The following is a 26559-nucleotide window of genomic DNA, read 5'->3' on the forward strand; positions in this document are numbered from 1 at the left end:
ATGTCCTTTTCCACTGATGTGAAAAACGAAGTAGCCCGGCTGGAAGGGGAAGAAAAAAGCTGTGAGCAGGCTGAACTGTTTGGCCTGTTGCGGATCAGCGGTTCCATTTCCCTGAGCGGCCGTAAGGTGGGCATCCATTTCACCACGGAAAATGCCGCCCTGGCCCGCCGGACCCTGCGGCTGCTGAAAAACAACTTTTCCGTCCAGACGGAAGTCATCGTAACCCGGTCCCGGCGCCTGAAAAAGAACAACCGGTACCAGATTCACGTGCTTCCCTCGGACGAAGCCCGGGCGGCCCTCAGCCACCTGCGGCTGCTCTCCCCGCCGGAAGAGGCGGAAAAAGTCCTGCTGAAAAAGGAGGACTGCAAGAAAGCTTTCCTCCGGGGAGTCTTCCTGGCCGGCGGTTCGGTGAACAAACCCATTGCCGACTACCATCTGGAGCTGCTCAGCGACAATTTGGACCTGTGCCAGTTCATCCAGAAAATCATGAAAGGTTTCGGTCTTCCCGCCAAGGTGGTGGACCGGAAAAACAGCTACATTGTGTACCTGAAGGAAGGAAATTCCATTGCCAATTTCCTGTCCCTGATCGGGGCCCACAACGCCTACCTGGAATTTGAAAATGTGCGGGTCCTGAAGGATATGCGCAACAAGGTCAACCGGGTGGTCAATTGTGAGACCGCCAACCTGAACAAGGTGGTAAAAGCCTCCGTGCGCCAGATTACGGCCATTCACACCATTGATGAGACCATCGGTCTGTCCGCCCTGCCTGATTTGCTGCAGGAAGCGGCCCGGCTGCGGCTGGAACATCAAGACCTGTCCGTAGGGGAGCTGGCAGCACTTACCGAAGAAAATATCGGAAAATCCGGATTAAACCATCGTTTTAAGAAAATCGAAAAAATAGCGGAAGAACTGAGGGAAGGGAAATGCTGAAAAAGGTAATCATATTCTTAATCGTACTGGCCCTGTTGATTTTGGGAGGCATGAAATTCTTTGAGGCGGACTACGCCCGTTTCTGTGACGAGACCGTGCCTATTTTCGCCTATCATCGGGTGGAATATAAGGATGACGTGTACACTATGCCTCCAGAGCAATTCGACCAGCAGATGCAGTATTTGAAGGAGCAGGGCTACCAGACCATCAAATTGGAAGACTACGTGCAGGGCCGCCGGGAAGGGAAAGTGTTCCACAAGACCTGCGTGGTGATTTTTGATGATGGCTATCTGGACAACCTGACCTATGCAGCCCCCATTATGCAGAAGTACGGCTTCGTGGGCAATATGTTCATGGCAGTCAAGTTTGAAGGCTGGCCGGGCTACCTGGACTGGCATACCCAGCACGACCTGCTGCGCTATGGCTGGGCTGAAGGCTCCCATACCTTTGATCATGAACCCCTGACCAAAATGTCTCCGGAAGAAGTGGACTACGAACTGGAACGTTCCATGAAATACGTCCGGGGCATCTATAATCCTGCCATCGGCATTGCCTTCTCCTATCCCAACGGCGCCTGCAACGACCGGATTGCTGCCCAGGTGGAAAAGGCCGGCTACATTGCCGGGGTGGCTGGGACGGTGGGCGTCAATACCAATAAGGTGCCCCTGATGCAGCTGCGCCGGGTAAACGTATTCCAAAACAAGCCGGAGGATATCGGCTGCTTTATCTACGAACTCCATAAGGCCCAGCTCATCAGCTACATTGCCCAAACGGGCATCGATCCTGGCTGGCTCCTTGCTTGGTACCACCGGATTCGCGGCTAGGTCTTGCGTTCTTGGCCAAAACAATATAAAATAAATAGAAAATCTTAGAATAGGGGATGAAACTATGTTGAAAAGAATTAAGACTGTCAATAAAGAGATGCTGAAAAAGACTCTGAGAACTGGCGGTTGCGGTGAATGCCCTGCTTCCTGCCAATCTGCCTGCAAGACTTCCTGCACGGTAGGCAATCAGGTCTGCGAAAAAGCCTAAGCGGTAATGCCATTGTGGAAGCTCCTCGCTTTGCGCGGGGAGCTGTTTTTCTTATAAGAAGGGCGGAACTATTTTGTTGATTCATAGAATGCATTTAGACGATAACTACGTAGTGCTGGACGTGAACAGCGGTGCCGTGCATATCATTGATAAGATGATCTACGACCTGCTGGGCTTTTATGACGGCACCAACGCAGAAGCCACCAAGGAACAGTTTAAGGGCGTATACCCGGAAGCCGACGTGGCGGAAGCACTGGACGAATTACAGGAACTCCAGGCCGCTGGCCTTTTGTTCTCTCCGGAATTCCCCGTACCGGATACCTTCCGGGAAGAACCGGTACTGAAATCCCTGTGCCTCCATGTGGCCCATGACTGCAACCTGCGCTGCCGGTACTGCTTTGCCGACACCGGGGACTTTGGCGGTCACCGTGCCCTGATGAGCAACGAAGTGGCTGACAAGGCCGTGGAATTTGCCATCAAAGGTAGCAAGCAGCGCCACAACCTGGAACTGGATCTGTTTGGCGGGGAACCGATGATGAACTACCCGGTGGTGCAGCACATTGTGGAATACGTGCGCAAAAGAGAAAAAGAAACCGGCAAGAACATCAAATTGACCCTGACCACCAACGGCACCCTGCTTACCGATGAGAACGTGAAGTTCCTGAACGATAACCATGTGATGCTGGTGCTGAGTCTGGACGGCACCCAGAAGACCCACGACTATATGCGGCCGTACCCGGGCCACAAAGGCTCCTACGAAATGGCCGTCAAGGGCTTCAAGAAGGTCATCGATTCCCGGAAGGGCAAGAACTACTACCTGCGGGGCACCTATACCCATTTCAACCCCCATTTCACCGAAGACGTGCTGAGCATGCTGGAAGTGGGCTCTGAAATCTCCATGGAACCCGTAGTGGGCACCGATGAACCCTATGTGCTCACCGAAGAAGACTGGCCGATTCTGGATAAGGAATATGAGAAGCTGGCCCGGGCTTACCTGGCCAAGAAACGCGCTGGTGAACCTTTTGACTTCTTCCATTTCAACGTAGCCCTGGACAACGGCCCCTGCGTAGCCAAACGTCTGGCAGGCTGCGGCGCCGGCCACGAATACTTTGCCATTACCCCGGAAGGGGATATCTATCCCTGCCACCAGTTTGTAGGCCGGGAGCAGTATAAGATGGGCACCCTGGACACCGGTATCCAGAAAAAGGATATGGTCCAGTACTTCCGTCATATGCACGTCATGAAGAAGGAAGAATGCTCCCAGTGCTGGGCCCGGTTCTTCTGCAGCGGCGGCTGCCATGCCAATGCGGATCTGGCCAACGGAACCATTGAAAAAACCTATGAATACGGCTGCCGGATCCAGAAGAAGCGCCTGGAAATGGCCATTATCTTGCAGGCACTCCTGACCGAAGACGTTCAGGAAGGGCTGGAAGATCACCGTCCTCATATCGACAACTTCAAATACCAAGTAGAAAAATAAAAAAAGTTGCAAAAAGCACTTGCTAAATACCGGAAAATCTGGTATTATCTTATCTCGTCAACGGCGTTGGATTTTTCTTGAACGTTCGGCTGGAAAGCCGAAACAAAAGAAAATGAAAAAAAGAGTTGACGAGATAAGAAAAAAGTGCTATTATAACAAAGTCGTCGGTGAGTAAGAATGCTGACAACGCAGTACCTTGAAAACTGAATATTGATTGACAGATGTGCGGGTCAAGTCACCTTTACGGTGATGAGATCGAGTCACTTCGAGACAACGAAGTAAAAAAATCAAAGCTAGTATTTTCAAGAGCCAAGCGGCTTTTCAAAATAATTCTATTTTGGAGAGTTTGATCCTGGCTCAGGACGAACGCTGGCGGCGTGCTTAACACATGCAAGTCGAACGGAGAATTTATTTCGGTAAATTCTTAGTGGCGAACGGGTGAGTAACGCGTAGGCAACCTGCCCTCCAGTTGGGGACAACATTCCGAAAGGAATGCTAATACCGAATGTGATCCCTTTTCCGCATGGAGAAGGGATGAAAGATGGCCTCTATTTATAAGCTATCGCTGGAAGATGGGCCTGCGTCTGATTAGCTAGTTGGTGGGGTAACGGCTCACCAAGGCGATGATCAGTAGCCGGTCTGAGAGGATGAACGGCCACATTGGGACTGAGACACGGCCCAAACTCCTACGGGAGGCAGCAGTGGGGAATCTTCCGCAATGGACGAAAGTCTGACGGAGCAACGCCGCGTGAGTGATGAAGGTCTTCGGATTGTAAAACTCTGTTGTCAGGGACGAATGTGCGAACGTTGAATAAGCGTTTGTATTGACGGTACCTGACGAGGAAGCCACGGCTAACTACGTGCCAGCAGCCGCGGTAATACGTAGGTGGCAAGCGTTGTCCGGAATTATTGGGCGTAAAGAGCATGTAGGCGGGCTTTTAAGTCCGACGTGAAAATGCGGGGCTTAACCCCGTATGGCGTTGGATACTGGAAGTCTTGAGTGCAGGAGAGGAAAGGGGAATTCCCAGTGTAGCGGTGAAATGCGTAGATATTGGGAGGAACACCAGTGGCGAAGGCGCCTTTCTGGACTGTGTCTGACGCTGAGATGCGAAAGCCAGGGTAGCAAACGGGATTAGATACCCCGGTAGTCCTGGCCGTAAACGATGGGTACTAGGTGTAGGCGGTATCGACCCCTTCAGTGCGGGGGTTACCGCAACAAGGACCCCGCCTGGGGACTACGATCGCAAGATTGAAACTCAAAGGAATTGACGGGGGCCCGCACAAGCGGTGGAGTATGTGGTTTAATTCGACGCAACGCGAAGAACCTTACCAAGGCTTGACATTGAGTGAAAGACCTAGAGATAGGTCCCTCTCTTCGGAGACACGAAAACAGGTGGTGCATGGCTGTCGTCAGCTCGTGTCGTGAGATGTTGGGTTAAGTCCCGCAACGAGCGCAACCCTTATCCTATGTTACCAGCGCGTAATGGCGGGGGCTCATAGGAGACTGCCAGGGGTAACCTGGAGGAAGGCGGGGGTGACGTCAAGTCATCATGCCCCCTATGTCTTGGGCTACACACGTACTACAATGGTCGGCAACAAAGGGCAGCAAAGCCGCGAGGCAGAGCAAATCCCATAAACCCGACCCCAGTTCGGATCGCAGGCTGCAACCCGCCTGCGTGAAGTTGGAATCGCTAGTAATCGCAGGTCAGCATACTGCGGTGAATACGTTCCCGGGCCTTGTACACACCGCCCGTCACACCACGAAAGTTGGTAACACCCGAAGCCGGTGAGATAACCGTAAGGAGTCAGCTGTCTAAGGTGGGGCCGATGATTGGGGTGAAGTCGTAACAAGGTAGCCGTTCGAGAACGAGCGGCTGGATCACCTCCTTTCTATGGAGAACCGTTGGGTACTACGGTACATCAACTATTCTCGTCGACGCACATCTGTCAATATCAATATTCTGTTTTGAGGGTTCTGCCCTCAAGATGGTAAGGAAATGGGCCCATAGCTCAGCTGGTTAGAGCGCACGCCTGATAAGCGTGAGGTCAGTGGTTCGAGTCCACTTGGGCCCACCATATTTTCCTAAAGGAATGTATGCTGGGGGCGTAGCTCAGCTGGGAGAGCACCTGCCTTGCAAGCAGGGGGTCAGGAGTTCGATTCTCCTCGTCTCCACCAATTACTTACTATCGTATGAACCTTGAAAACTTCATAGAAGAGACAAAAACAGTTTTGATGAAAATCAAAATTAAATCTACTACGTATTGTGATGAATATGTAGTAGAAACCTCTAATCTAAATGCGAATTTAGAAGACGAGTAACGAGAAAACTAGGAACGTAAATGTTCCTTAGTAGAACTAGCAGTTTTCACTGAAAAGTGGAAACGAAAGCTCCAGCAAGATTCGAGGCAGTTCGCGAAGCGAGGAAGCAAATTTCCGGAGATAATACACTTAGTATATCGAGGAAAATTTGTGACGAGCGACAAAGAAATGACCGAATATTGCTAGGAGATAAGTCAAGCTACTAAGGGCATACGGCGGATGCCTAGGCACTAAGAGCCGATGAAGGACGCGGTAAGCTGCGAAAAGCTACGGGGAACCGCAAGCAGGTTTTGATCCGTAGATGTCCGAATGGGGAAACCCACCAGCCGTAATGGGCTGGTATCCTTAGGGAAGGGAACCCGGTGAACTGAAACATCTAAGTAGCCGGAGGAAGAGAAATCAAACGAGATGCCCACAGTAGCGGCGAGCGAAGAGGGCAGAGCCTAAACCGGGAAGCTTCGGCTTTCCGGGGTTACGGACTCACATAATTCAAGTTCATCCTAGCCGAATTACCTGGAAAGGTAAGCCACAGAGCATAAAAGCTGCGTAGGTTAAAGGACGAGCGAGAAGGTGAGTATCCAGAGTACCACGAAGCACGAGGAATTTTGTGGGAAGTCGGGGGGACCACCCTCCAAGGCTAAACACTACTTAGTGACCGATAGCGCATAGTACCGTGAGGGAAAGGTGAAAAGAACCGCGGGAGCGGAGTGAAAGAGAACCTGAAACCGTATGTCTACAAGCAGTCGGAGCGCAAGCGACGGCGTGCCTATTGAAGAATGAGCCAACGAGTTGCGGGCACTAGCGAGGTTAAGCAGGAAATGCGGAGCCGTAGGGAAACCGAGTCTGAAAAGGGCGATGAGTTAGTGTTCGCAGACCCGAAACTGTAGTGATCTACCCATGATCAGGTTGAAGCACAGGTAAAATTGTGTGGAGGACCGAACCGGTGAGTGTTGAAAAACTTTCGGATGAATCGTGGGTAGCGGTGAAATTCCAATCGAACGCAGAGATAGCTGGTTCTCCTCGAAATAGCTTTAGGGCTAGCCTCAAGCAGTAAGCATAGGCGGTAGAGCACTGATCGGGATAGGGACTGTAATGGTTACCGAACCCTGTCAAACTACGAATGGTTATGCTGCAGAGCTTGGGAGTCAGACTACGAGAGATAAGTCCCGTTGTCAAAAGGGAAACAGCCCAGACCATCAGCTAAGGTCCCCAATGCCATACTAAGTGGAAAAGGATGTGGGGTCTCATAAACAACCAGGATGTTGGCTCAGAAGCAGCCACCATTTAAAGAGTGCGTAATAGCTCACTGGTCGAGAGGCCCTGCGCCGAAGATTCCCGGGGCTAAAGTATGGAACCGAAGCTATGGATGCAAGCTTAGGCTTGCGTGGTAGAGGAGCGTTCCCATCGGGTTGAAGTCGTACTGTAAGGTACGGTGGACTGGTGGGAAGTGAGAATGTTGGCATGAGTAGCGAAAAGAAAGGTGAGAATCCTTTCCACCGAAAGCATAAGGATTCCTGAGCAACGATCGTCGTCTCAGGGTAAGTCGGGACCTAATCCGAGGCAAAGAGCGTAGGAGATGGACAACTGGTTGATATTCCAGTACCGGCAGCAATCGTTTGAACAATGGAGTGACGCAGGAAGGCAGGTCCGCACGAGATTGGTAGTTCGTGTGCAAGCATGCAGGCTGGTGTACAGGCAAATCCGTACACTGAGGCTGAGGTGTGACGCGGAGGGAACTTGTTCCCGAAGGGATTGAGCCTACGCTGCCGAGAAAAGCTTCTAGTGAGAAAGCTGCCGCCCGTACCGTAAACCGACACAGGTATGCGGGGAGAGAATCCTAAGGTGCGCGGGAGAACCCTCGTTAAGGAACTCGGCAAAATGTACCCGTAACTTCGGGATAAGGGTAGCCATCGTGGTGAAAGGACTTGCTCCTGGAGCCTAGGATGGTCGCAGAGAAGAGGCCCAAGCGACTGTTAACCAGAAACACAGGTGCCTGCGAAAGAGAAATCTGATGTATAGGTGCTGACACCTGCCCAGTGCTGGAAGGTTAAAGAAGGATGTCCGGGTTCGACCCAAAGCATTCGACTGAAGCCCCAGTGAACGGCGGCCGTAACTATAACGGTCCTAAGGTAGCGAAATTCCTTGTCGGGTAAGTTCCGACCCGCACGAAAGGTGTAACGATTTGGGCACTGTCTCAACGAGGGACCCGGTGAAATTGAAATACCTGTGAAGATGCAGGTTACCCGCGACTGGACAGAAAGACCCCATGGAGCTTTACTGTAACCTAATATTGGGTTCTGATATTTGATGCACAGGATAGGTGGGAGGCAGAGATGGTAGTCCTTTGGGATTACCGGAGCCGCCGTTGGGATACCACCCTTCAACTATCGGGATTCTAACCGAGCGAGTAACGATCGCCGGGACATTGTTAGGCGGGCAGTTTGACTGGGGCGGTCGCCTCCTAAAGAGTAACGGAGGCGCCCAAAGGTTCCCTCAGCGCGGACGGAAACCGCGCGCGGAGTGTAAAGGCAGAAGGGAGCTTGACTGCGAGCCAAACACGGCGAGCAGGTACGAAAGTAGGGCTTAGTGATCCGGTGGCATCCAAGTGGAAGGGCCATCGCTCAACGGATAAAAGCTACCCTGGGGATAACAGGCTAATCTCTCCCAAGAGTCCATATCGACGGGGAGGTTTGGCACCTCGATGTCGGCTCATCACATCCTGGGGCTGAAGTCGGTCCCAAGGGCTGGGCTGTTCGCCCATTAAAGTGGTACGTGAGCTGGGTTCAGAACGTCGTGAGACAGTTCGGTCCCTATCCATCGCGGGCGTAAGAGATTTGAAGGGGGCTGCTCCTAGTACGAGAGGACCGGAGTGGACAGACCGCTGGTGTACCAATTATCCTGCCAAGGGTATAGTTGGGTAGCTACGTCTGGAACGGATAAACGCTGAAAGCATCTAAGCGTGAAGCCATCCTTAAGATGAGATCTCTCACGGAGTAATCCGGTAAGACACCTTGAAGAACACAAGGTTGATAGGCAGGATGTGTAAGCACAGCAATGTGTTCAGCTGACCTGTACTAATATGTCGAGGGCTTGACTTAAACCGCAAGTCCAAGAAGTAAAAAACGTCTCTTCATGAAGTTTTGAAGGCTCATGCCTTCAATTGAAAATCCGGTGGTTATGGCTGAAGGGATCCACCTGTTCCCATGCCGAACACAGTAGTTAAGCCTTCATACGCCGAAAGTACTCGACTGGAAACGGTCCGGGAGGATAGGAAGCTGCCGGTTAGGCAAGACCCGAGTGATGATTCACTCGGGTCTTTTCTTATGTGAAAAACAATAACCCAGACCTTCCCGGGGAGAGCCCGGGGATGGGGCTGGGTTGTCGATTATCTGGGGGCGGCGGTTAAACGTACTGCCCGTGATTAACTGGAGGTGCGGGCCAGTGGGATGCTGCGGGTGTGAAATAATGAACTTCTATCGTCGCCTTGCGGCGCCACTTCCTACACGTTTGCAGGAAGCGTTCTATGCCGCTGCTGGTCAAGTTCTAGATGGGGTTGGATGTGGAAATTTATTGACCTACCATTATCCTTTTCTCAGAACCCCGTTTAGCACATGACCAGTATAGGCCTCAGACCGGCCCCTGCAAGCGTGCAGGGGCTGTCAGCCCATAGGCTGGCTGAGGAAGTTTTGTAACTCTATCAGTTTTTTCGGCCACCGGTCGCTGCCTTCTCCGCCCACTTGTCTTCTCCGTTTCAGCTGTGGAACAGCTGAAACGGGGAAGATGCGCCTAGCATATGGATTCCAAAGGCGCAGATGGGGCTATTATCTCACAAGTTTTACTGCATTTCAACTTCTTAGAATCGGACTCATAAAACCCACTTTTTCTAACCGACTTCCTTTTCTTTACTGGTTCATCTTAGCAGTGGGAAGAAATCCAATTTTTTTTTTTGAAAATTCCCCTTTTTTCCGGCCTGAAGGGAAAAATATATACTTTCGTATAATTGGAAAACGTTTATTTTCTTGCTATGATTAGTACACCAAGGGAACCTAATAGTGTTAGTATATTTTTCTTAGTTTTCTCCACATCTTTGCTGTGCTGCCCAGGGATTGCCTGGACAGCAGGGTTCCTTTTGTACGCTGATGGTTTTCTCTTTTAGGGAGTTAACCTATAGATTCTCCCACTTCTTGGAAGGCAGGTACGGTTCCTCATCCCGTTTGGAACTGCACCTGCTTTCCTACTTCTTGGGCTGTTGTATGTGATTTTCTACCATTTGCGGTCCGGAAGCCGGTAAATTCGTATAATCGCCTGCTTTACAAGCAAGGAAAGAGGATATGACCCATGACTACACCCATTACCTATCGTTTGAAGCATATTGGCATTAACTGTGCCAACGAAGCGGAAGCCCGTAAGTTGGTACCGCTCTTGTGCTGCCTATTCAATCTGCATAAGGGCTCTGAAAATGCTTCCCGTATCTTTGTGGGCAGCGTTTTTGAAGTGTTCAAGGAGCCGGGACGGGGCGCTCATGGCCACATTGCCCTTCAGACAGAGGACGTGGAGGCTGCTATGGCGGATTTGGCGGACAAAGGGGTGACCTTTGACCAGGACAGCATTCGGCGGCGGGCAGATGGAAAGATCAGTGTGGTGTACCTGGAAGGGGAAATCGGCGGTTTTTCTTTCCATTTGACGGAATAACTTTTGTGCAGGACGGCTGTTTGGGAAAATCATTTTTTGCTTCCGATGTATTCTATGGTATCCCTGGCCTCCATAGGGTATAATACAAACATACTTTCTAAAGCGGTTTATATACGAGGAGGAGTTTCTATGAGTAAAACGATTTCCTATCGCCTGAAACACGTGGGCATCAACTGTGAGAATGCGGAAGAAGCCAATCAGTTGGTGAAGGTGCTGTGCGCGCTGTTCAATATGGAAAAGGGTGCGGATAATGACCTGCGGGTATTTGTAGGCAATGCTTTCGAAGTGATGAAATATCCCAAATGGGGGACCAAGGGTCATATTGGTCTCTCTACTGATGATGTGGAAGCTGCTATGGCGGATTTGTCTGCCAAGGGCATTGAATTCTACGAAGAAGGCATGCGCCGGGATGAGAACGGGAAAATCAACTTTGTTTATTTGAAACAAGATTTTGCCGGTTTTGCCATCCATATTTGCAATTAAGTCAATTTGCAACGGTTTCTCTCCGGGGAAACCGTTTTTGCCGTCTATAAGGAGTGGGAATGGTATGGATTTGATTATGGAACGCAGAAGTGTGAGAAGTTACAGTGCTAAACCTGTTTCTGCAGAAGCGGTAACGGCTTTGCTCCGGGCTGCTATGGCCGCGCCGTCTGCCTGCAATCAGCAGCCCTGGCGCTTTACGGTGGTGCGCAGGCAGGACCTGAAAGAGCGCTTGGCCGCAGCCAGCCCTTTTGCCGGGTTTGCGGCCCAGGCTCCGGTTATTCTGGTGCCGGCTTTTCGCAAGGATTGCCAGCTGCCGGAGTATGCTCCCGTTGATACCAGCGCTGCCGTGGAGAATCTGCTGCTGGCCGCGGTGCAGCAGGGGCTAGGCGCTGTTTGGCTGGGGGTGTACCCCCGCCCGGAGCGGATGGCAGCAGTGGCTAAAATCCTCCAGCTGCCGCCGGAAGAAGCTCCTTTTGCCATGGTGGCCGTGGGCTATCCCAAGGAGCAGCCCCAGCCGGTGCATCCGTTCCATGCGGATTGGATCAGAGAATTGAAATAGTCCTATAGAAGGCGCTTTCCCCTGGCGGGAAGGCGTCTTTGCTGCGTTTTCCGGGGGTTATTGCAGGCCCGGGGCGTCAGGACTGGAAAAAGACCATTGCAAAAATTGTGTGAATTTTTCTTTGTTTCTATTTCTGCCGAATTATTGTATACTATTACACGCAATGAGAATGGCCGATTCTCATCAACGTACAAAAAAGGAGCGTGTTTTACGTGACTGGATTACCTCTTATTTTCGCATTTGTTATTGCTATTATCGTTATGATCGCAGCCATTGCAAAATTCAAGATCCATCCGTTCCTGGCAATCCTGGGCATTTCCGTTATCTTCGGCCTGGTAGGCGGAATTCCCTTGGTAAAGACAGGTAAGGTTCTGGGTATCGCTGATGTGGTCAGCGCCGGGTTCGCCGGTACGTTCACCAGCATCGGTATTGTTATCATCATGGGTGCATTGGTAGGTTCCCTGCTGGAAAAGACCGGCGCAGCCCTGAAGATGGCCGATTGCGTGGTCAAGCTGGTGGGTAAGAACAATACCTCCCTGGCCGTGCTGATTATGGGCTGGATTGTTTCCATCCCCGTATTCTGCGACAGCGGGTTCGTTATCCTGAACCCCATCCGCCGGGCTCTGGTACGCCGTACCCATGCTTCCGGCGTAGGTACCGCCGTGGCCATGTCCATGGGCCTGTACATTTCCCACTGCTTCATTCCTCCTACTCCGGGCCCCATTGCCGCAGCCAACACCATTTATGACGGCATGAACATGGAACCCAACCTGATGCTGATCATCATCATGGGCGTCTGCGCTTCCATTCTGCCGATGATTGCTGCCTATTGCTACTCCAACTATATTGGCAAGCGGGTAAAAACCAAGGAAGAACGGGAAATGACCGAAGAAGGCGGCGCCGATGCGGAACAAAGCTACGAAGAACTGATTAAGAGCTATGGCCAGCTGCCCAGCGCTTTCATGAGCTTCGCCCCCATTGTAGTGCCCATTCTCCTGATGGGTATTTCTTCCGCCATGGCTATGGCAGGCAGCAAACCTGCTATCGTTACCTTCCTGGGTACGCCCATCATCGCCATCAGCGTAGGCGTTATCCTGGGCATTATCCTGCTGTTCCAAAGTACTGTAGAAAACAAGAAACAGGCTTTCTATGACATTACCAACGAAACCTTGCAGGTGGTTGGTCCCATCCTGTTCATCACCGCTGCCGGCGGCGTACTGGGTAAGGTCATTGCTTCCACCGACATGGTGAACTTTATTAAACAGAATTCCACCACCCTGGCCAGCCTGGGCATTTTCTTCCCCTTCATTCTGTCCGCCATCCTGAAGACGGCACAGGGCTCCTCCACGGTAGCTCTGACCACTACCGCCGGCATTATGGCTCCGCTGATGGGAACCCTGGGCCTGGCAACTCCCACCCTGGCTGCCATTACGGTAATTGCCATCGGCGCTGGTGCCATGACCGTATCCCACGCCAACGACTCCTACTTCTGGGTTGTTACCAACTTTGGCGACATGGAAGTGGAAGACGGCTACCGGGCACAAACCATGGGCACCCTGGTGACCGGTATTGCTGCCATGATCAACGTATACATCATTTACCTGATTATGCGCTGAGGCAGCACCCAAATCGTTTCAGGCAAGGCTGTGACTATTCACGGCCTTGTTTTTTTGTGCCGGAAAGCAGGAGAAAAACGAAGATTTCTTTTCTTAGGCAAAAGTGCTATAAAATTTACAAAAAAAATTCCCCCAACTGGAGTAGGATATCTTGTAAGTGAAGGACAAATCGATTATAATAGGAAATGCAATGAGGTGAATATTTTTCGGTTACAGTAGAAAGTCACCTCCAAAGCCGATTGGTTCGTTTGCCTTCCGTACCAGCCAAAGGTTAGGGGCTGGCCGTCTAGGCGGGCAGAACGTTTTATAGGAAAGTGGTATAAATTCAGAAACACAGAGCATTGAAGGGCCTGTGGGTAGGAGAGATTAAAATGAGTGAACTATTGCGCGTGGAAGGATTGAAGGTGGCTGTTGAAGGAAAAGAAATCCTGAAAGGCCTGGATTTGGTCATCAATACCGGCGAAACCCATGTCATTATGGGCTCCAACGGCGCCGGCAAATCAACGTTATTCAATACTGTCATGGGCAACCCCAAATATGTGGTTACCGATGGTCATATCTATTTTGAAGGCAAGGAAATTACCCATGAACCGGTAAACGAAAGAGCCAAGGCTGGCATTTTCATGGCTTTCCAGGCTCCTATCTCCGTACAGGGGATTTCCGTAGAAAACTTTATCCGTAATGCCAAAAGCACCATCAGCGGTGAAAAGCAGCGGATCATGCCCTTTAGAAAGAAGCTGCACAAGGAAATGGACGAACTGGCCATGGACCGTTCCTACGCGGAACGCTATGTGAACGATGGCTTCTCCGGCGGCGAACGGAAAAAGAACGAAATTCTGCAAATGTGCATGCTGGAACCCAAACTGACCATGCTGGACGAAATCGACTCCGGCCTGGACGTGGACGCTGTCCGGATTGTATCCAAGGCAGTGAACCAGTACCACAATGAAACCAACTCCCTGCTGATCATCACCCACCATAGCGAAATCCTGCAAAAACTCCACCCGGATGTGGTGCACGTGCTGATCAACGGCCGCATCGTCAAGACCGGTGACGCTTCCCTGATTCAGGAAATCGAAGCCAACGGCTATGACGCTTATAAGAAATAATGGGCGGTGAAAACTATGACTGAAGAAAAGAAGGCCGAGGAAGCCAAGTTGGATCAGGAAAAAGTGATCAACTCCTTGGACGACCTGGGCAATATGTATAACTTTAGAAATGATTTTGATTACTCCTACCGCACCGATGCTGGCCTGACCCCCGACATCGTCCGGGAGATTTCTGAGAAGAAACAGGAACCCAAGTGGATGCTGGACTTCCGGCTGAAATCCCTGGAAATCTACAACCAGATTCCGTACCCCATCTGGGGACCGGATATCAGCGGCCTGGACATGAGCAACATCATTACCTACGTACGGCCCAATACCCAGATGAAAGCCAGCTGGAACGATGTGCCGGACGAAATCAAAGATACCTTTGACCGGCTGGGTATTCCCGAAGCAGAAAAGACCTCTCTGGCAGGGGTTGGCGCCCAGTACGACTCCGAAGTGGTGTACCACAGCATCCAGGATGAACTGGTAAAGCAAGGCGTGGTCTACACCGACTTTGATACGGCACTGAAACAGTACGAAGATATTGTACGGGCCCATTTCATGAAGCTGATTCCTCCTACGGACCACAAGTTTGCAGCTCTGCACGGGGCTGTTTGGTCCGGCGGTTCCTTTGTGTACGTACCGGCCGGGGTGGACGTGTCCATCCCCCTGCAGAGCTACTTCCGTCTGAACGCTCCTGGGGCCGGCCAGTTCGAACATACCATGATTATTGTGGAAAAGGGCGCCAAGGTGCACTTCATCGAAGGCTGCTCCGCTCCTAAGTACAACGTGGCCAACCTCCACGCCGGTGCAGTGGAACTGTTCGTAGGCGACGACGCCACCCTGACCTATTCCACCATTGAGAACTGGTCCAAGAATATGTACAACATGAACACCAAGCGCTGCATCGTGGGCAAGAACGGCACCATCAACTGGGTCACCGGTTCCTTTGGTTCCCATACCTCCTGCCTGTACCCCATGAGCATCCTCAACGGGGAAGGGGCCCACTGCGAATTTACCGGTGTAACCTTTGCCGGCAAGGGGCAGTACCTGGATACCGGGTCCAAGGTGGTCCACAATGCACCCCATACCACCAGCAACATCAACTCCAAGTCCATTTCCAAGGACGGCGGGGTTTGTATCTACCGGGGCTCTGTGGTCATCAACGAGAAGGCCGAAGGCTCCAAGTCCAACGTCAGCTGTGAATCCCTGATGTTGGATGAAATTTCCCAATCCGATACCATTCCGGCCATCGTCATCAAAAACGATAACGTGGATCTGGGCCATGAAGCCAAGATCGGCCGTATTTCCGATGAAGCCATCTTCTACCTGATGAGCCGCGGCCTCAGCGAAGATGAAGCCAGAGCCATGCTGGTACGGGGCTTCGTAGAACCTGTATCCAAGGCCCTGCCGCTGGAATACGCTGTGGAAATGAACAACTTGATCAATCTGGAACTCAAGGGTTCCATGTAAGGGAGGGGAGACCATGCAAAAAGAATATTTCAACGAACTCCCTCGTCCCACATTCCGCTGGATGAAGGTGAACCACCTGGAACTGGACGCTGAACCGGCTGCAGCCTTAAAGCCGGTGGAACTGTCCACCCGCCAGGAAGGTAAGGCAGAAGTAAAAGCGTACGCCGGAAACCAATTGCCGGACCTGGGAGATTACCAAGGTTCCAGCAAGGAGTCCCTGGCTGAAGCACTGGCAGGGGGCAATGTGAACTGCTCCATTACCGTTCCTGCTGGTGAAAAAGTTTCCGTTTGGCTCCATTATGAAGTGACGGAAGAAAATCCCCGGCTGGTAGGCCAGCTGAAAATCGACGCCCAAAAGGGCAGCGAACTGCACGTCTTCGAATTGTTTGACGGCGATGCTGAAGGCGGCTACGTGAACCTGCTGCAATACATTGAGGCAGAAGAAGATGCCAAGGTGACCATCAGCAAGGTGCAGATCCATGGGGAAGGGGTGCGGCATATTGACCAGCGCCTGAGCCAGGAAAGCACCCGGGCCAAAGTGAAATTCGTCAGCTCCGAAGTGGGCGGCAAGCAGAACCTGATCTACGTGCGCAGCAACCTGGACTATGATGAAGCCGATTTTACCAGTGCTTCCATGTACCTGGGCAGCGACGACCAGCTGTTTGACTACTCCTACTGGGTACCCACCAAGGGCTGCAAGACCAATACGGACATTCTGACCACCGGTGCCCTGATGGGGACTTCCAAGAAGTACTTCCGGGGAACCATCGACTTCCTCCGGGGCGGCAAAAAGGCTGTGGGCAACGAATCCGATGTCTGCCTGCTGCTGAACAAGGGCGTGCACTCCATTTCCGTGCCGCTGCTGCTGTGCAAGGAAGACGATGTGGTTGGCAACCATGCTTCCAGCTCCGGCCAATTGGATAAGGACATGCTGTTCTATCTCATGAGCCGCGGCTTTAACGAAGCCGGTGCCCAATTGATTATCGTAGAATCCAACATCCGGCCGGTTATCGACCAGCTGGGCGATGAAGATCTGGAAAACAAGGCGCTCCAGGCTGTACGGACCAAAATGCAGTTCTGCCACCAGAAAGGAAATTGCAATGATAAATGTACGCAAAGATTTCCCAATCTTGACTAAAATGCATAATGGCCATCAGCTTGTCTATCTGGACAATGCTGCTACCACCCAAAAACCCTATCAGGTGATCCACGCCATGGTGGACCTGCTGGAGCATCACAACGGCAATCCCCACCGGGGCGCCCACGTGCTGAGCATTGAAGCCTCCGAGCTGTACGATAACGCCCGGGAAGCGGTGCGCCGCTTTATCAATGCCAAATCCAGCCGGGAAGTGATCTTCGTTCGGAACTCTACCGAGGCCCTGAACCTGGTGGCTCGGAGCTACGGGGAAACCCACCTGAAGGCAGGGGACAAGATTGTACTCCCCATTTCCGAACACCATTCCAACCTGGTGCCCTGGCAGAGAGTCTGCCGGGTAACCGGCGCCAAGCTGGAATATATGTACCTGGACGACGAGGGCCATTTCACTGACGAAGATCTGGCCAAGATTGACGACAAGACCAAAATCGTGGCCTTTGCCGCCGTCAGCAACGTTCTCGGCATGAAGCGCCCCATTGAAAAGGTCATTCAAAAGGCCCACAGCGTAGGTGCTGTGGTAGTTCTGGACGGTGCCCAGGCTGCACCCCATATGAAATCCGACGTGCAGAAATGGGACTGCGACTTCTACGTCTTCTCCGGCCACAAGATGCTGGGCTCTGCCGGCACCGGCGTGCTGTACGGGAAAGAAGCGCTGCTGAACGATATGGAACCCTTCCTCAGCGGCGGCGACATGATTGAATACGTGCAGGAACAGACCACCACCTTCAACGAACTGCCCTTCAAATTTGAAGCCGGCACGGAAAATGTGGAAGGGGCTGTTGCCCTCCATGCAGCCATTGACTACCTGGAAGACATCGGCTTTGACGCCATTGAACAGCACGAATACGAACTGACCAAGCACTGCCTGGAAGGCATGAAAAAGCTGCCCTTCATCCATCTGATCGGCAGCAGCAATCCGGAAGAAAAGGTAGGGGTCATTGCCTTTACCATCGATGGCGTCCATCCCCACGATGCAGCCACCATTCTGGACAGCTACGGCATTGCCATTCGCAGCGGCCACCACTGTGCACAGCCCCTGGGGGCACATCTGCACTGTGAAGCGTCCAACCGGGTCAGCTTCTACATTTACAATACCATTGAAGAAGTAGATTACTTCCTGTCCAAACTGCCGCTGGTGCGCAAGCAGATGGGCTTCAAGGACTGAGTAGGTGAAACTATGGATAACGAATTGGATATGAATCAGTTGTATTCCGATATTATCTTGGAACACAACCAAAACCAAAGCAATAAGCATGAACTGAATCCCCATACCCTGCAAGAACATGGGCATAACCCCAGCTGCGGCGATGACATTACCCTCCAGGCCGACATTGAAAACGGCATTGTGAAGAACGCCGCCTACACGGGCCATGGCTGTGCCATCAGCCAGGCTTCTGCCGACATGATGATCGACCTGATCAAAGGCAAAAGCGTCAAGGAAGCCCTGCGCCTGATTGACCTGTTCCTGGCCATGATCAAGCGGGAAGAAACCGATGACGACAAGCTGGAGGATTTGGAAGATGCCATTTCTTTGAAGAACATCTCCAATATGCCTGCCAGGGTAAAATGCGCTGTTCTGGCCTGGCATACCCTGAAAGATGCCCTGGAAGAAGGCAAATAAGCGTTTCCAAGCAGTATTGCAGCGCCGCTGCTCCATCTGTACGAGATGGGGCAGGGGTGCTTTTTTTGTAACTGATGAAAAAAATTCACCAGTTTGCCATAAAAGGGTTGCAATTACACACGAGTTCATATATACTAATGAATTGCCAAAAGTAGTTAGTATAGGCTAATCTAAAAAAGCGCAGAAAAGTCCCGCAGAGGAAACAAGGAAACTCTTGCCCAAGGACCTTTTGCTGCGTCCTAAGGAGGAAGCAAGTATGAACAAACAACTGGTAATGGCTCTGGCCATGGCTCTGGGAGTCAGCGCAACGGCTTTTGCCGCCAATCCTTTTTCTGATCTTCCCGCAGGCCATTGGGCTTACGGAGCTGTAGCCAAACTGGCGGCAGCCGGTATTGTGGATGGCTATCCCGACGGCAGCTTCAAGGGCGACCGCACCATGACCCGGTATGAAATGGCCCAGATTGTGGCCAAGGCTCTGGCCAAAGGCGCTATTGGCGCTGACGACAGACTGGTCAGCGAGTTTGCTGATGAACTGGATAATTTGGGAGTTAGAGTCGCTAAACTGGAAAAGAATGCTGATATGGTTCAGATTACTGGGGAAGCCCAAATCAGCTATGCCAACAACAGCGGCGCTGTTTTCAAAGGCGATGACAGCGGTAACTCCGAATCCGACCTGCGTACCCGTATCTGGCTTACCGGCGAAGTCAACGACAACTGGCATTATGTTTCCATGTTGGAAAATCATCAATACTTCGGTGGCAAAAACGAATCCGGGGATGATGACACCGATTTCCAAAGAGCTTTCCTGGAAGGCCGTTTGGGCGGTTTGCAGGTAAAAGCCGGCCGCTACGATGAATTCCTGGCTGACGGCAATATCTACGATTCCCAAGTGGATGGCGTAAGAGCCACCTACAACTTCGGCAAAGCCTACGTAACCGGCGCTTACGGCAAAATGGCCAGCGCCAGCGATTATAGCTGGACCAAGCTGAACGGAGATGAAAACCTGGAAGAAGGCGCCGGCAAATTTGCCTTTGGCGAACTGGGTGGCGATTGGGGCAACCTGCACCTGGTCGGCAGCTATCTGAAAGCCAAGGACGTGCACTCCATGGGCATGGACGGCACCGACGACGAAATCTGGACCGTCGGCGCTGATTACACCGCTGGCAAGGTCAACTTCGGCGGTATGTACCTGAAGGGCAATAACGACGATATTGACAAGGCAAACGCTGATGATGACGGCTTTGTAGCCCACATCACCTACGGCGGGGCAGAAAGCGATACCCCGGGCAGCTGGGGCCTGCTGGCAACCTACTACGACCAGGCAGCTCCTACGGTTATCGCCCATACCATGGACGGCGCTTGGGACGCTTTCCCCACCTACGGATTCAAAGGCTGGAAAGTGGGCGGTAATGTGACCCTGGCCAAGAACCTTGTAGCCGAAGTGGACTACTACGACCTGAAAGGCAAAGGCGGGGACGAAAACGGCAAACACGCCCGCACCCTGTGGTCCCAAATGGTGGTTACCTTCTAATTTTAGGCAGCTTGAACAGCCTGCCGCAACGCGAGACAATTTCTTCGGGAATTGTCTCGTTTTTTATATTTTCTCCTGGGTTTTTCCAACAATTAAAAAGGTTGTAACATATTTCTTGTTTGTTACAAAAGAACTTGCTAAAATAGAAATATAGTAAAGCAATCATTATTCAGTTGGAAAGGGGTGGATTTGTATGGGACTTACAACAAAGATTTTGGCGGGCCTGATTTTGGGCGTGGCGGCTGGCCTGGGACTGGGGCAGAGTGGACTGCCCTTTGCCACCACCTGGATTGCGCCTTTGGGCGCCATCTTTATGAACATGATCAAGATGATCATTGTGCCCCTGGTATTCTCCTCTCTGGTGCTGGGCGTGGCCGGGCTGGGGGACATCAAGAAAATTGGCCGGATTGGGGCCAAGACGGTGATCATGTACCTGGGTACCACGGCCTTTGCCATCTGCCTGGGCATTATGCTGGGGATTATTTTCCAGCCTGGGGCCGGGCTCAGCCTGCCGGGAGAAGGGGTGAAAGCGGCTGCCAAACAGGCACCGCCCCTGATGAAGGTCATCATCGATATTTTTCCCACCAACCCCATTGATGCCATGCTGAAGGCCAATATGCTGCAAATTATCGTCCTGTCGGTATTTACCGGCATCGGCATCGTTTCCGTAGGGGAGCGGGCGGACACCCTTTTAAAGACCCTGGACGGCATTACGGAAGTCTGCTACAAGATTGTCCACTACATCATGCAGCTGGCTCCTATTGGTGTTTTCGGGCTGATCTGCCCGGTGGTGGCGGCCAACGGACCGGACGTGCTGCTGCCTTTGGCCAAGGTGATTGTGGCGGTGTACCTGGGCTGCGCCCTGCACGCAGCAGTGGTGTACGGGGGCCTGATCAAGCTCCTGACCAAACTGCCCCTGGGTACCTTCTTTAGAACCATTCTGCCGGCCCAGCTGGTGGCCTTTACGGGCTGCTCCTCCAACGGGACCCTGCCTGTCAGTATGCAGTGCGCCGAGAATCTGGGAGTAAATCCGGAAATCTCCAGTTTCGTACTGCCGCTGGGGGCTACCATCAACATGGACGGCACGGCCATCTACCAGGGGGTCTGCGCCCTGTTTGTGGCCCAGATCTACGGGGTGGAGCTGACCACCGCCCAGTACGTGACCATTATCATCACCGGGACCTTGGCGTCCATTGGGACGGCAGGGGTGCCCGGGGCCGGCTACATTATGCTGACCATGATCCTGACGGCCATTGGGCTGCCCCTGGAAGGCAGTGCCCTGATTGCCGGTATCGACCGGATTCTGGATATGCCCCGGACTACGGTGAACATTACCGGCGACATTATGGTTTCCTGCTGCGTAGATGCCAGCGAACGGAAACGGGAGCTGGGAGATTTCTAAGGAAAGCCTGGCTTTTGGAAATAGAGCAGAACGAATGCGGGACGGCGCAGGCTGCCCCGCATTTTTTGCGCCGCTTTGCTTTCTGTTTATTTGCCAGGAGGGCGGGGGAGTGGGTATAATAAAAAGGATTGTAAAAGGAGGTTTTATTCATGCATTTTTCCCAACTGCTTTCCCGGGCGGCTGTTTTCACCGGCGCCCTTTGTATTTCTGCCCAGGTGGCCCTGGCGGCTTCCATGCCCGGCACCCCGGCAGCCCTGTGTACCCCTGCGGCCTGGACCACCCAAAGCGGCAATACGGTGCTAGCTTCCCCGGCCCGGATCAAGGCCCTGAACCAGCAAATGGAGAAAACCATTTTTGGTGATACCATTACCGGCCTGGGGGATACCATCTCCGGCAGCCAGCTGACCCAATACGTGAACGCCCTGGGCATGGAAGACGACCTGTACGTCCAGGGAGCTCCTCTTGGCAGCGCTGCGGCCAGCAAGCTGAAAAGCGATGCCAAAGCCAATATCCGCCCCAGCAACAAGGTGCGGTATGGGGTGCTGGTGGACCGGGTGGACCTGAAAACGTTCCCCACCCTGAGTCGGGCTTTTTCCGACCCTTCCGACCGGCATTTTGACAGCTGGCAGGAAACGGCGGTGGACCCTGCTACGCCGGTGCGCATCTACCACACCAATCCCCAGGGCAACTTTGTTTTTGTCCGGACCCCCCACTACCGGGGCTGGGTGCCCACCAACAAGGTGGCAGTTACGGACGCCAAAACCTGGCAGACCTACGCCCAGCCGGCGGCTCCTGCCGTGGTAACGGGACGGCTGCTGAGCCTGACGGCGGGGAGCAAGCCCCAGCTGTACCAAATGGGGGCTGTGATTCCCACCCAGGGCGGCAAATTGCTGCTGCCCACCCGGGACGCCAAAGGCTATCTCCAGATTGACCCGGTAAAGGCGTCCTACGGCCCCAATCTCCATCAGGGGTATCTGCCCTATACGGCCAACAATATTGTGACCATGGCCTTTAAACATCTGGGGGCTCCCTACGGCTGGGGCGGCATGGAAAACAGCGTGGACTGCTCCTCCCTGGCCCAGGACGTGTACCGGACCGTGGGCATTGAACTGCCCCGGAATGGGGACGAACAGGCCAGAGCCCTGGGCGGCAGAAATCTCCGGGGGCTGAGCCACGACCAGAAAATGGCCGTCATCGGCAGCGCAGCGCCGGGTTCCATTTTGTTTACCCCCTACCACGTAATGCTGGTGCTGGGGAATTATCAGGGAACGCCCTACATGATCCATTCCCTGGCTTCCTACGGCCAGCCCACCGCCAGCGGGGTGGTGAAAAACCGGGTGATGCAGGTGGTGGTCAGCCAGGTGGACCTGTTGGGCGGCAGCGGCAATCCGCTGGTGAACCAGATGACGGAAATGGCTACCGTCCGGTAAAAGCAATAGAAAAAACGAGGGCAGTTCCTGGGGGAGCTGCCCTTTTTTCCTGTCCAAAACAATGTCACCAATACGCCACTGGAAATTTCACCCAGGAATATCGTATAATATAAGAATACATTGCAAGTTTTTGAAAGGAAAGCTTATGGGGAAATACATCATTCAAAAGCCGGTCACCAGCGAACTGGTGGTGGAAAAATCCCGGTTTTTCTGCCATTTGCAGCGGGTGGAAACCGAGGAGGAAGCCCAGGCCTTTGTGAAACAAATGAAAAAGCAATACTGGGACGCTTCCCATAACTGTTCTGCCTATATTGTAGGCCAGGACGGCCGGGTGGAACGGTCCAGCGATGATGGAGAGCCCAGCGGTACCGCCGGTTCGCCCATGCTGGAGGTGCTGCGGCGCCGGGAGCTGTACGATGTGGCGGCGGTGGTGACCCGGTATTTCGGGGGCATCAAGCTGGGAGCCGGGGGACTGACCCGCACCTACGGGAAGGCCGTGGTCCAGGCGGTGGACGAAGCCGGACTGGCCCAAAGGATTCCCATGGGAGATTATGTGTTTGACTGGTCCATGGAAGATGCCGGGCGGGTGCTGAACCAGCTGTACCGGCAGACCCTGTTTGCGGTGGGCCAAGTGGAATATGACAGCAGCGTGCACATTCATGTGACCCTGCCGGAAGACCAAAAACTGGAAGCCGAAGCCTGGCTGACGGAAAATCTCAGCCGGGAAGTGGAACTGACCCAGGCAGGCAGCTTTTTTGCAGAGCAGCCGGTGGATCTGGACCAGAAGCCAGCCGAGTAGAAGTGTGAAATGGAAGGATAATTATGACACGGAGAAAAATAGGAAAACCAATCAGTTTCAAGAAAACCTGTGCAGTACTGCTGAGCTGTGCCGTGCTGGGCTTTACGACCCCTATTTGGGCCGCGTCCCTGCCGGTAAAAACCATTACCCGGACGGAGAAACAGGTAACGGTGGAATGCCCGGAGGTTTCCGGGGGCAGCAGTGCCGCCGATGAAAAAATCAACAGCGCCCTGAGCAGCCAGGTAGCGTCCTACGTCAGCGAGGCCTCTACCCTGGGCGGGGGCAAGGTGCATTACGATGTGCACAAATCCGACCCGGATCTGATCAGCCTGACGGTGGTCATGACCCCCAACATGGGCGTGGAAGAAACCCAGGGTATGACCTTTGACCGGAAAACCGGGGCCCAGCGGCAGCTCAGCTATTACTACAACCAGCAGCAGCTGGCCAACCGTTCCGAAAACAGCCTCCAGTACCTGTACGACGTGGACCCGGCCAAGCAGAAGACCCTGCCGGATACGTACTATGTGGACCAGGATGGGAGCATTATCGGGGTCTACCATGCCGGTTCCGTGCTGGATAAGAACGAAGGGGAAATCGAAGTGAACCTGTCGGCAGCCCTGCCGGATAATCCTGCGGGCACTCCGTCGGTGACGGCTCCGGTTACCGCAGCTGCCGCCACGGAAAAGACCGTGGAAAAGACGGCCAGCCAGGCTGCGGCTGAAACGGCGGCAACCAAGAAAGCGGCTGAAGAAAAGGCCGCAGCCGAAAAGGCAGCGGCAGAGAAAGCCGCTAAGGAAGCTGCCAAGAAGGCCGCAGCAGAAAAAGCAGCTGCGGAAAAGGCTGCCAAAGAAGCGGCGGCCAAGAAAACGGCTGCGGAAAAAGCTGCAGCAGAAAAGAAAGCGGCCGCCAAGACTACGGTGGCTGCGGCTAAGACCACTGCCAAGGAAACGGCCAAGACCGCTGCCGGTGCAGCCAGAACGGCAGTAAAGGCCGCACCGGCCCTGGATGAAGTGAAACCAGCTCCGGCTGCCCAGACCCCGGCGCCTGCGGCTAAGCCCGCAGCTCAGCCCGCAGCTCCTGCTCCGGCACCGGCTCCTGCGGCTCCGGCTGAACCTGCTTTCCAGGCACCGGTACTTACCGGCAACCAGGGCTACGTCACCGGCACCGATGTACGGTTCCGGGAGGGCGCCAGCCTGGACGCCAACGTACTGGGCTACTTCACCAAGGGTGAAGTGGTGTACATCAAGGGCAAAGCCCAGGGCAGCGGCCTAACCTGGTACCAGGTGGCCCGGGGCGACGGCACCAATGGCTACATTGCTTCTGAATACTGCCAGCCTGCGGAAGGGGCCCAGATTCCGGAGGTTTCTGCCGGAAATACGGGCTCTGCTGCCAGCTCCAGCGCTTCCACCAAGGCCGTGATTACCGGTACCGACGTGCGGATCCGGGGCGGCGCCAGCACTTCTGCAGACATCTTGGGCTACTATACCAAGGGCGAAGAAGTCACCATTATGGAAGTGGGCGACGGAGACGGTATGAAGTGGTACAAGGTGAAACGCTCTGACGGCTCTATTGGCTGGGTAGCGGCCCAGTACTGTCAACAAAACTAGCCAAAGCGGGCTGGCTGTGTTACAATCAGACTATATAGTCTAGCCATAAACCAAAGAGAGGTGACGAGACCACCATGAATAAAGTTGGAAGAATTTTGGCAGCCCTGTGCTGTGCCCTGGGTCTCACGTTCCCCATGGAACGGGTGGACGCAGCGGCTCCTGGAACCATTATTGGCACGGAAGTCCGGATGCGCAGCGGCGCAGGTACCAACACGGATATTCTGGGCTATTTTGAAGACGGCGAAGCGGTGACCGTACTGCAAAGTGATGTACGGGGCGGCCGGAAATGGTACCAGGTTACCCGGAAAAACGGCGTTACCGGCTGGGTTGCCGGGGAATACTGCCGGGTTGCGGATACCGGAACCGTACCTTCTGCCACCTTTGCTGCCGACCGGAAAGGCCGGATTACCGGCACAGAAGTGCGGATGAGAGGGGACCCCAGTGAAAACGGGGACGTCCTGGATTATTTCGAAAAGGATGAAGTGGTCATCATCCTGGATGCCCAGGAAGGCGGCGGCATCAACTGGACCAAGGTCAGACGGGACAACGGCGAAATCGGCTGGGTGGCCTCTGACTATTGCGAAGAAATCTAGCCAAGCACCTTTTGTTATGCTAAAATAAGAGAAATCACAACTAGGAGGTTCCATCACATGAAAAAATTGTGGCAAGTTTTGGCTGCCGTATGCTTCGGTTTTGTACTGTCCTTACCGGTAGGCAAAGCGGATGCGGCAACATTTACCTTTACTCCGGCTAAACCCGCTGCGGAAAATACCGCACAAACGGCGGACAAAGGCCAGGCAGCAGAAGATACCACCCCCAAGGTTCAATCCCTGAAATTGGCCGTGGTACCCTTGATGATCGGTGAAGATGTAGAAGACAACCAGGGCATGAAACCCATTGTATTCAGCAACGAATTGGCCAAACTGTTCCAGTATCCTGCCTACGACATGGTAGACAGCGATGTGGTACGGAAAGTCGCCCTGCAGCAGCAGGACAACCTGTTCACCAAAGCCGGCCTTCAGGCCGTAGCTGAAGCCAGCGGTGCCGATGTGGTTATCGTCATGGCCGTGGACAAATTTGACGTAACGGAACAGTCCTTCCGCCGGGAACCGGTAACGGACCTGGATTTCGAAGGCCGTTTTGCTACCCTGAACAACAAGACAGGCAAGTTCAAGGATGACCATTGGTCCTACACCCAGGAAATGGAATCCGGCGCCATCAGCCCGCGTTCTGATTGGCCTCACAAGGAATTCGGCAAACTGTGCCGGAGAGAACTGAAAAAGGCCTTGAAAAACAACTAAGCGCAGCAAGGGGGCGGTCAGCAATGGCCGCCCTTT

General features: G+C 53.2%; 20 protein-coding genes, 2 tRNA genes and 3 rRNA genes. All 25 read left to right on the plus strand.

Annotated elements, in window-relative coordinates:
• The 25 genes from whiA to C7E10_RS09405 all read left to right on the plus strand — a co-directional run bounded on the left by whiA (nt 1) and on the right by C7E10_RS09405 (nt 26523).
• Entirely contained in the window at nt 1–930 is a 930-nt protein-coding gene (gene whiA, locus C7E10_RS09285) for a DNA-binding protein WhiA (protein WP_105327013.1), read from the plus strand.
• Nucleotides 924–1754, plus strand: coding sequence for a polysaccharide deacetylase family protein (locus C7E10_RS09290; protein WP_105327014.1), 831 nt, complete (start codon nt 924–926; stop codon nt 1752–1754). Before whiA ends, C7E10_RS09290 begins: the two co-directional genes overlap by 7 nt.
• Before the next feature lie 64 nt (nt 1755–1818).
• Nucleotides 1819–1962 (plus strand): six-cysteine ranthipeptide SCIFF, encoded by a 144-nt coding sequence (scfA, locus tag C7E10_RS09295; protein ID WP_199614592.1) that lies wholly within the window; start codon nt 1819–1821, stop codon nt 1960–1962.
• A 73-nt stretch (nt 1963–2035) separates the two neighbouring features.
• The gene (gene scfB / locus C7E10_RS09300) at nt 2036–3442 is read left to right on the plus strand and encodes a thioether cross-link-forming SCIFF peptide maturase (RefSeq protein ID WP_105327015.1); all 1407 of its coding nucleotides are present in this window, start codon (nt 2036–2038) and stop codon (nt 3440–3442) included.
• A gap of 334 nt (nt 3443–3776) precedes the next feature.
• Nucleotides 3777–5332: ribosomal RNA gene (locus tag C7E10_RS09305) — 16S ribosomal RNA — on the plus strand.
• Between the two features lie 109 nt (nt 5333–5441).
• Nucleotides 5442–5518: transfer RNA gene (locus C7E10_RS09310), tRNA-Ile, on the plus strand.
• A 24-nt stretch (nt 5519–5542) separates the two neighbouring features.
• Nucleotides 5543–5618, plus strand: a tRNA-Ala gene (locus tag C7E10_RS09315).
• Nucleotides 5619–5954: 336 nt separating this feature from the next.
• Nucleotides 5955–8860: ribosomal RNA gene (locus C7E10_RS09320) — 23S ribosomal RNA — on the plus strand.
• A 69-nt stretch (nt 8861–8929) separates the two neighbouring features.
• Nucleotides 8930–9046: ribosomal RNA gene (gene rrf / locus C7E10_RS09325) — 5S ribosomal RNA — on the plus strand.
• Together the 16S, 23S and 5S rRNA genes with 2 tRNA genes alongside form the textbook arrangement of a ribosomal RNA operon.
• A gap of 1054 nt (nt 9047–10100) precedes the next feature.
• Nucleotides 10101–10454 carry a VOC family protein gene (locus C7E10_RS09330; RefSeq protein ID WP_105327016.1) on the plus strand — a complete coding sequence of 118 codons (354 nt, stop codon included), beginning with the start codon at nt 10101–10103 and terminating at the stop codon, nt 10452–10454.
• Between the two features lie 129 nt (nt 10455–10583).
• Nucleotides 10584–10937 (plus strand): VOC family protein, encoded by a 354-nt coding sequence (locus tag C7E10_RS09335; RefSeq protein WP_105327017.1) that lies wholly within the window; start codon nt 10584–10586, stop codon nt 10935–10937.
• 64 nt (nt 10938–11001) lie between these two features.
• The gene (locus C7E10_RS09340; protein WP_105327018.1) at nt 11002–11496 is read left to right on the plus strand and encodes a nitroreductase family protein; all 495 of its coding nucleotides are present in this window, start codon (nt 11002–11004) and stop codon (nt 11494–11496) included.
• A 212-nt stretch (nt 11497–11708) separates the two neighbouring features.
• Nucleotides 11709–13112 carry a GntP family permease gene (locus tag C7E10_RS09345; protein ID WP_199614677.1) on the plus strand — a complete coding sequence of 468 codons (1404 nt, stop codon included), beginning with the start codon at nt 11709–11711 and terminating at the stop codon, nt 13110–13112.
• 371 nt (nt 13113–13483) lie between these two features.
• Nucleotides 13484–14221: a Fe-S cluster assembly ATPase SufC gene (gene sufC / locus C7E10_RS09350; protein WP_105327019.1), complete on the plus strand. Its 738-nt coding sequence runs from the start codon at nt 13484–13486 to the stop codon at nt 14219–14221.
• A 15-nt stretch (nt 14222–14236) separates the two neighbouring features.
• Nucleotides 14237–15676 (plus strand): Fe-S cluster assembly protein SufB, encoded by a 1440-nt coding sequence (sufB, locus tag C7E10_RS09355; protein WP_105327020.1) that lies wholly within the window; start codon nt 14237–14239, stop codon nt 15674–15676.
• A gap of 13 nt (nt 15677–15689) precedes the next feature.
• A complete protein-coding gene (locus tag C7E10_RS09360) occupies nt 15690–16814 on the plus strand; it encodes a SufB/SufD family protein (protein WP_105327021.1) in 1125 nt (374 codons plus the stop codon).
• Complete coding sequence (locus C7E10_RS09365; protein ID WP_105327022.1) at nt 16777–17997, plus strand: aminotransferase class V-fold PLP-dependent enzyme; 1221 nt, start codon at nt 16777–16779, stop codon at nt 17995–17997. Before C7E10_RS09360 ends, C7E10_RS09365 begins: the two co-directional genes overlap by 38 nt.
• 12 nt (nt 17998–18009) lie before the next feature.
• A complete protein-coding gene (gene sufU, locus C7E10_RS09370; protein WP_105327023.1) occupies nt 18010–18453 on the plus strand; it encodes a Fe-S cluster assembly sulfur transfer protein SufU in 444 nt (147 codons plus the stop codon).
• 256 nt (nt 18454–18709) lie between these two features.
• On the plus strand, nt 18710–19984 hold the full coding sequence (locus tag C7E10_RS09375) for an S-layer homology domain-containing protein (protein ID WP_105327024.1): 1275 nt from the start codon (nt 18710–18712) through the stop codon (nt 19982–19984).
• 193 nt (nt 19985–20177) lie between these two features.
• Entirely contained in the window at nt 20178–21386 is a 1209-nt protein-coding gene (locus C7E10_RS09380) for a dicarboxylate/amino acid:cation symporter (RefSeq protein WP_105327025.1), read from the plus strand.
• A gap of 149 nt (nt 21387–21535) precedes the next feature.
• On the plus strand, nt 21536–22816 hold the full coding sequence (locus C7E10_RS09385) for a C40 family peptidase (protein ID WP_105327026.1): 1281 nt from the start codon (nt 21536–21538) through the stop codon (nt 22814–22816).
• Between the two features lie 145 nt (nt 22817–22961).
• Entirely contained in the window at nt 22962–23615 is a 654-nt protein-coding gene (locus C7E10_RS09390) for a YigZ family protein (protein WP_105327027.1), read from the plus strand.
• Nucleotides 23616–23638: 23 nt separating this feature from the next.
• Nucleotides 23639–25222 carry an SH3 domain-containing protein gene (locus C7E10_RS09395; RefSeq protein WP_105327028.1) on the plus strand — a complete coding sequence of 528 codons (1584 nt, stop codon included), beginning with the start codon at nt 23639–23641 and terminating at the stop codon, nt 25220–25222.
• A gap of 74 nt (nt 25223–25296) precedes the next feature.
• A complete protein-coding gene (locus C7E10_RS09400; protein WP_105327029.1) occupies nt 25297–25815 on the plus strand; it encodes an SH3 domain-containing protein in 519 nt (172 codons plus the stop codon).
• Between the two features lie 57 nt (nt 25816–25872).
• Nucleotides 25873–26523 (plus strand): hypothetical protein, encoded by a 651-nt coding sequence (locus C7E10_RS09405; protein WP_105327030.1) that lies wholly within the window; start codon nt 25873–25875, stop codon nt 26521–26523.
• Nucleotides 26524–26559 lie beyond the last annotated feature (36 nt).

Origin of the sequence: Acidaminococcus hominis, from assembly GCF_900291475.1 — a bacterium.
Lineage (GTDB): Bacteria > Bacillota > Negativicutes > Acidaminococcales > Acidaminococcaceae > Acidaminococcus > Acidaminococcus hominis.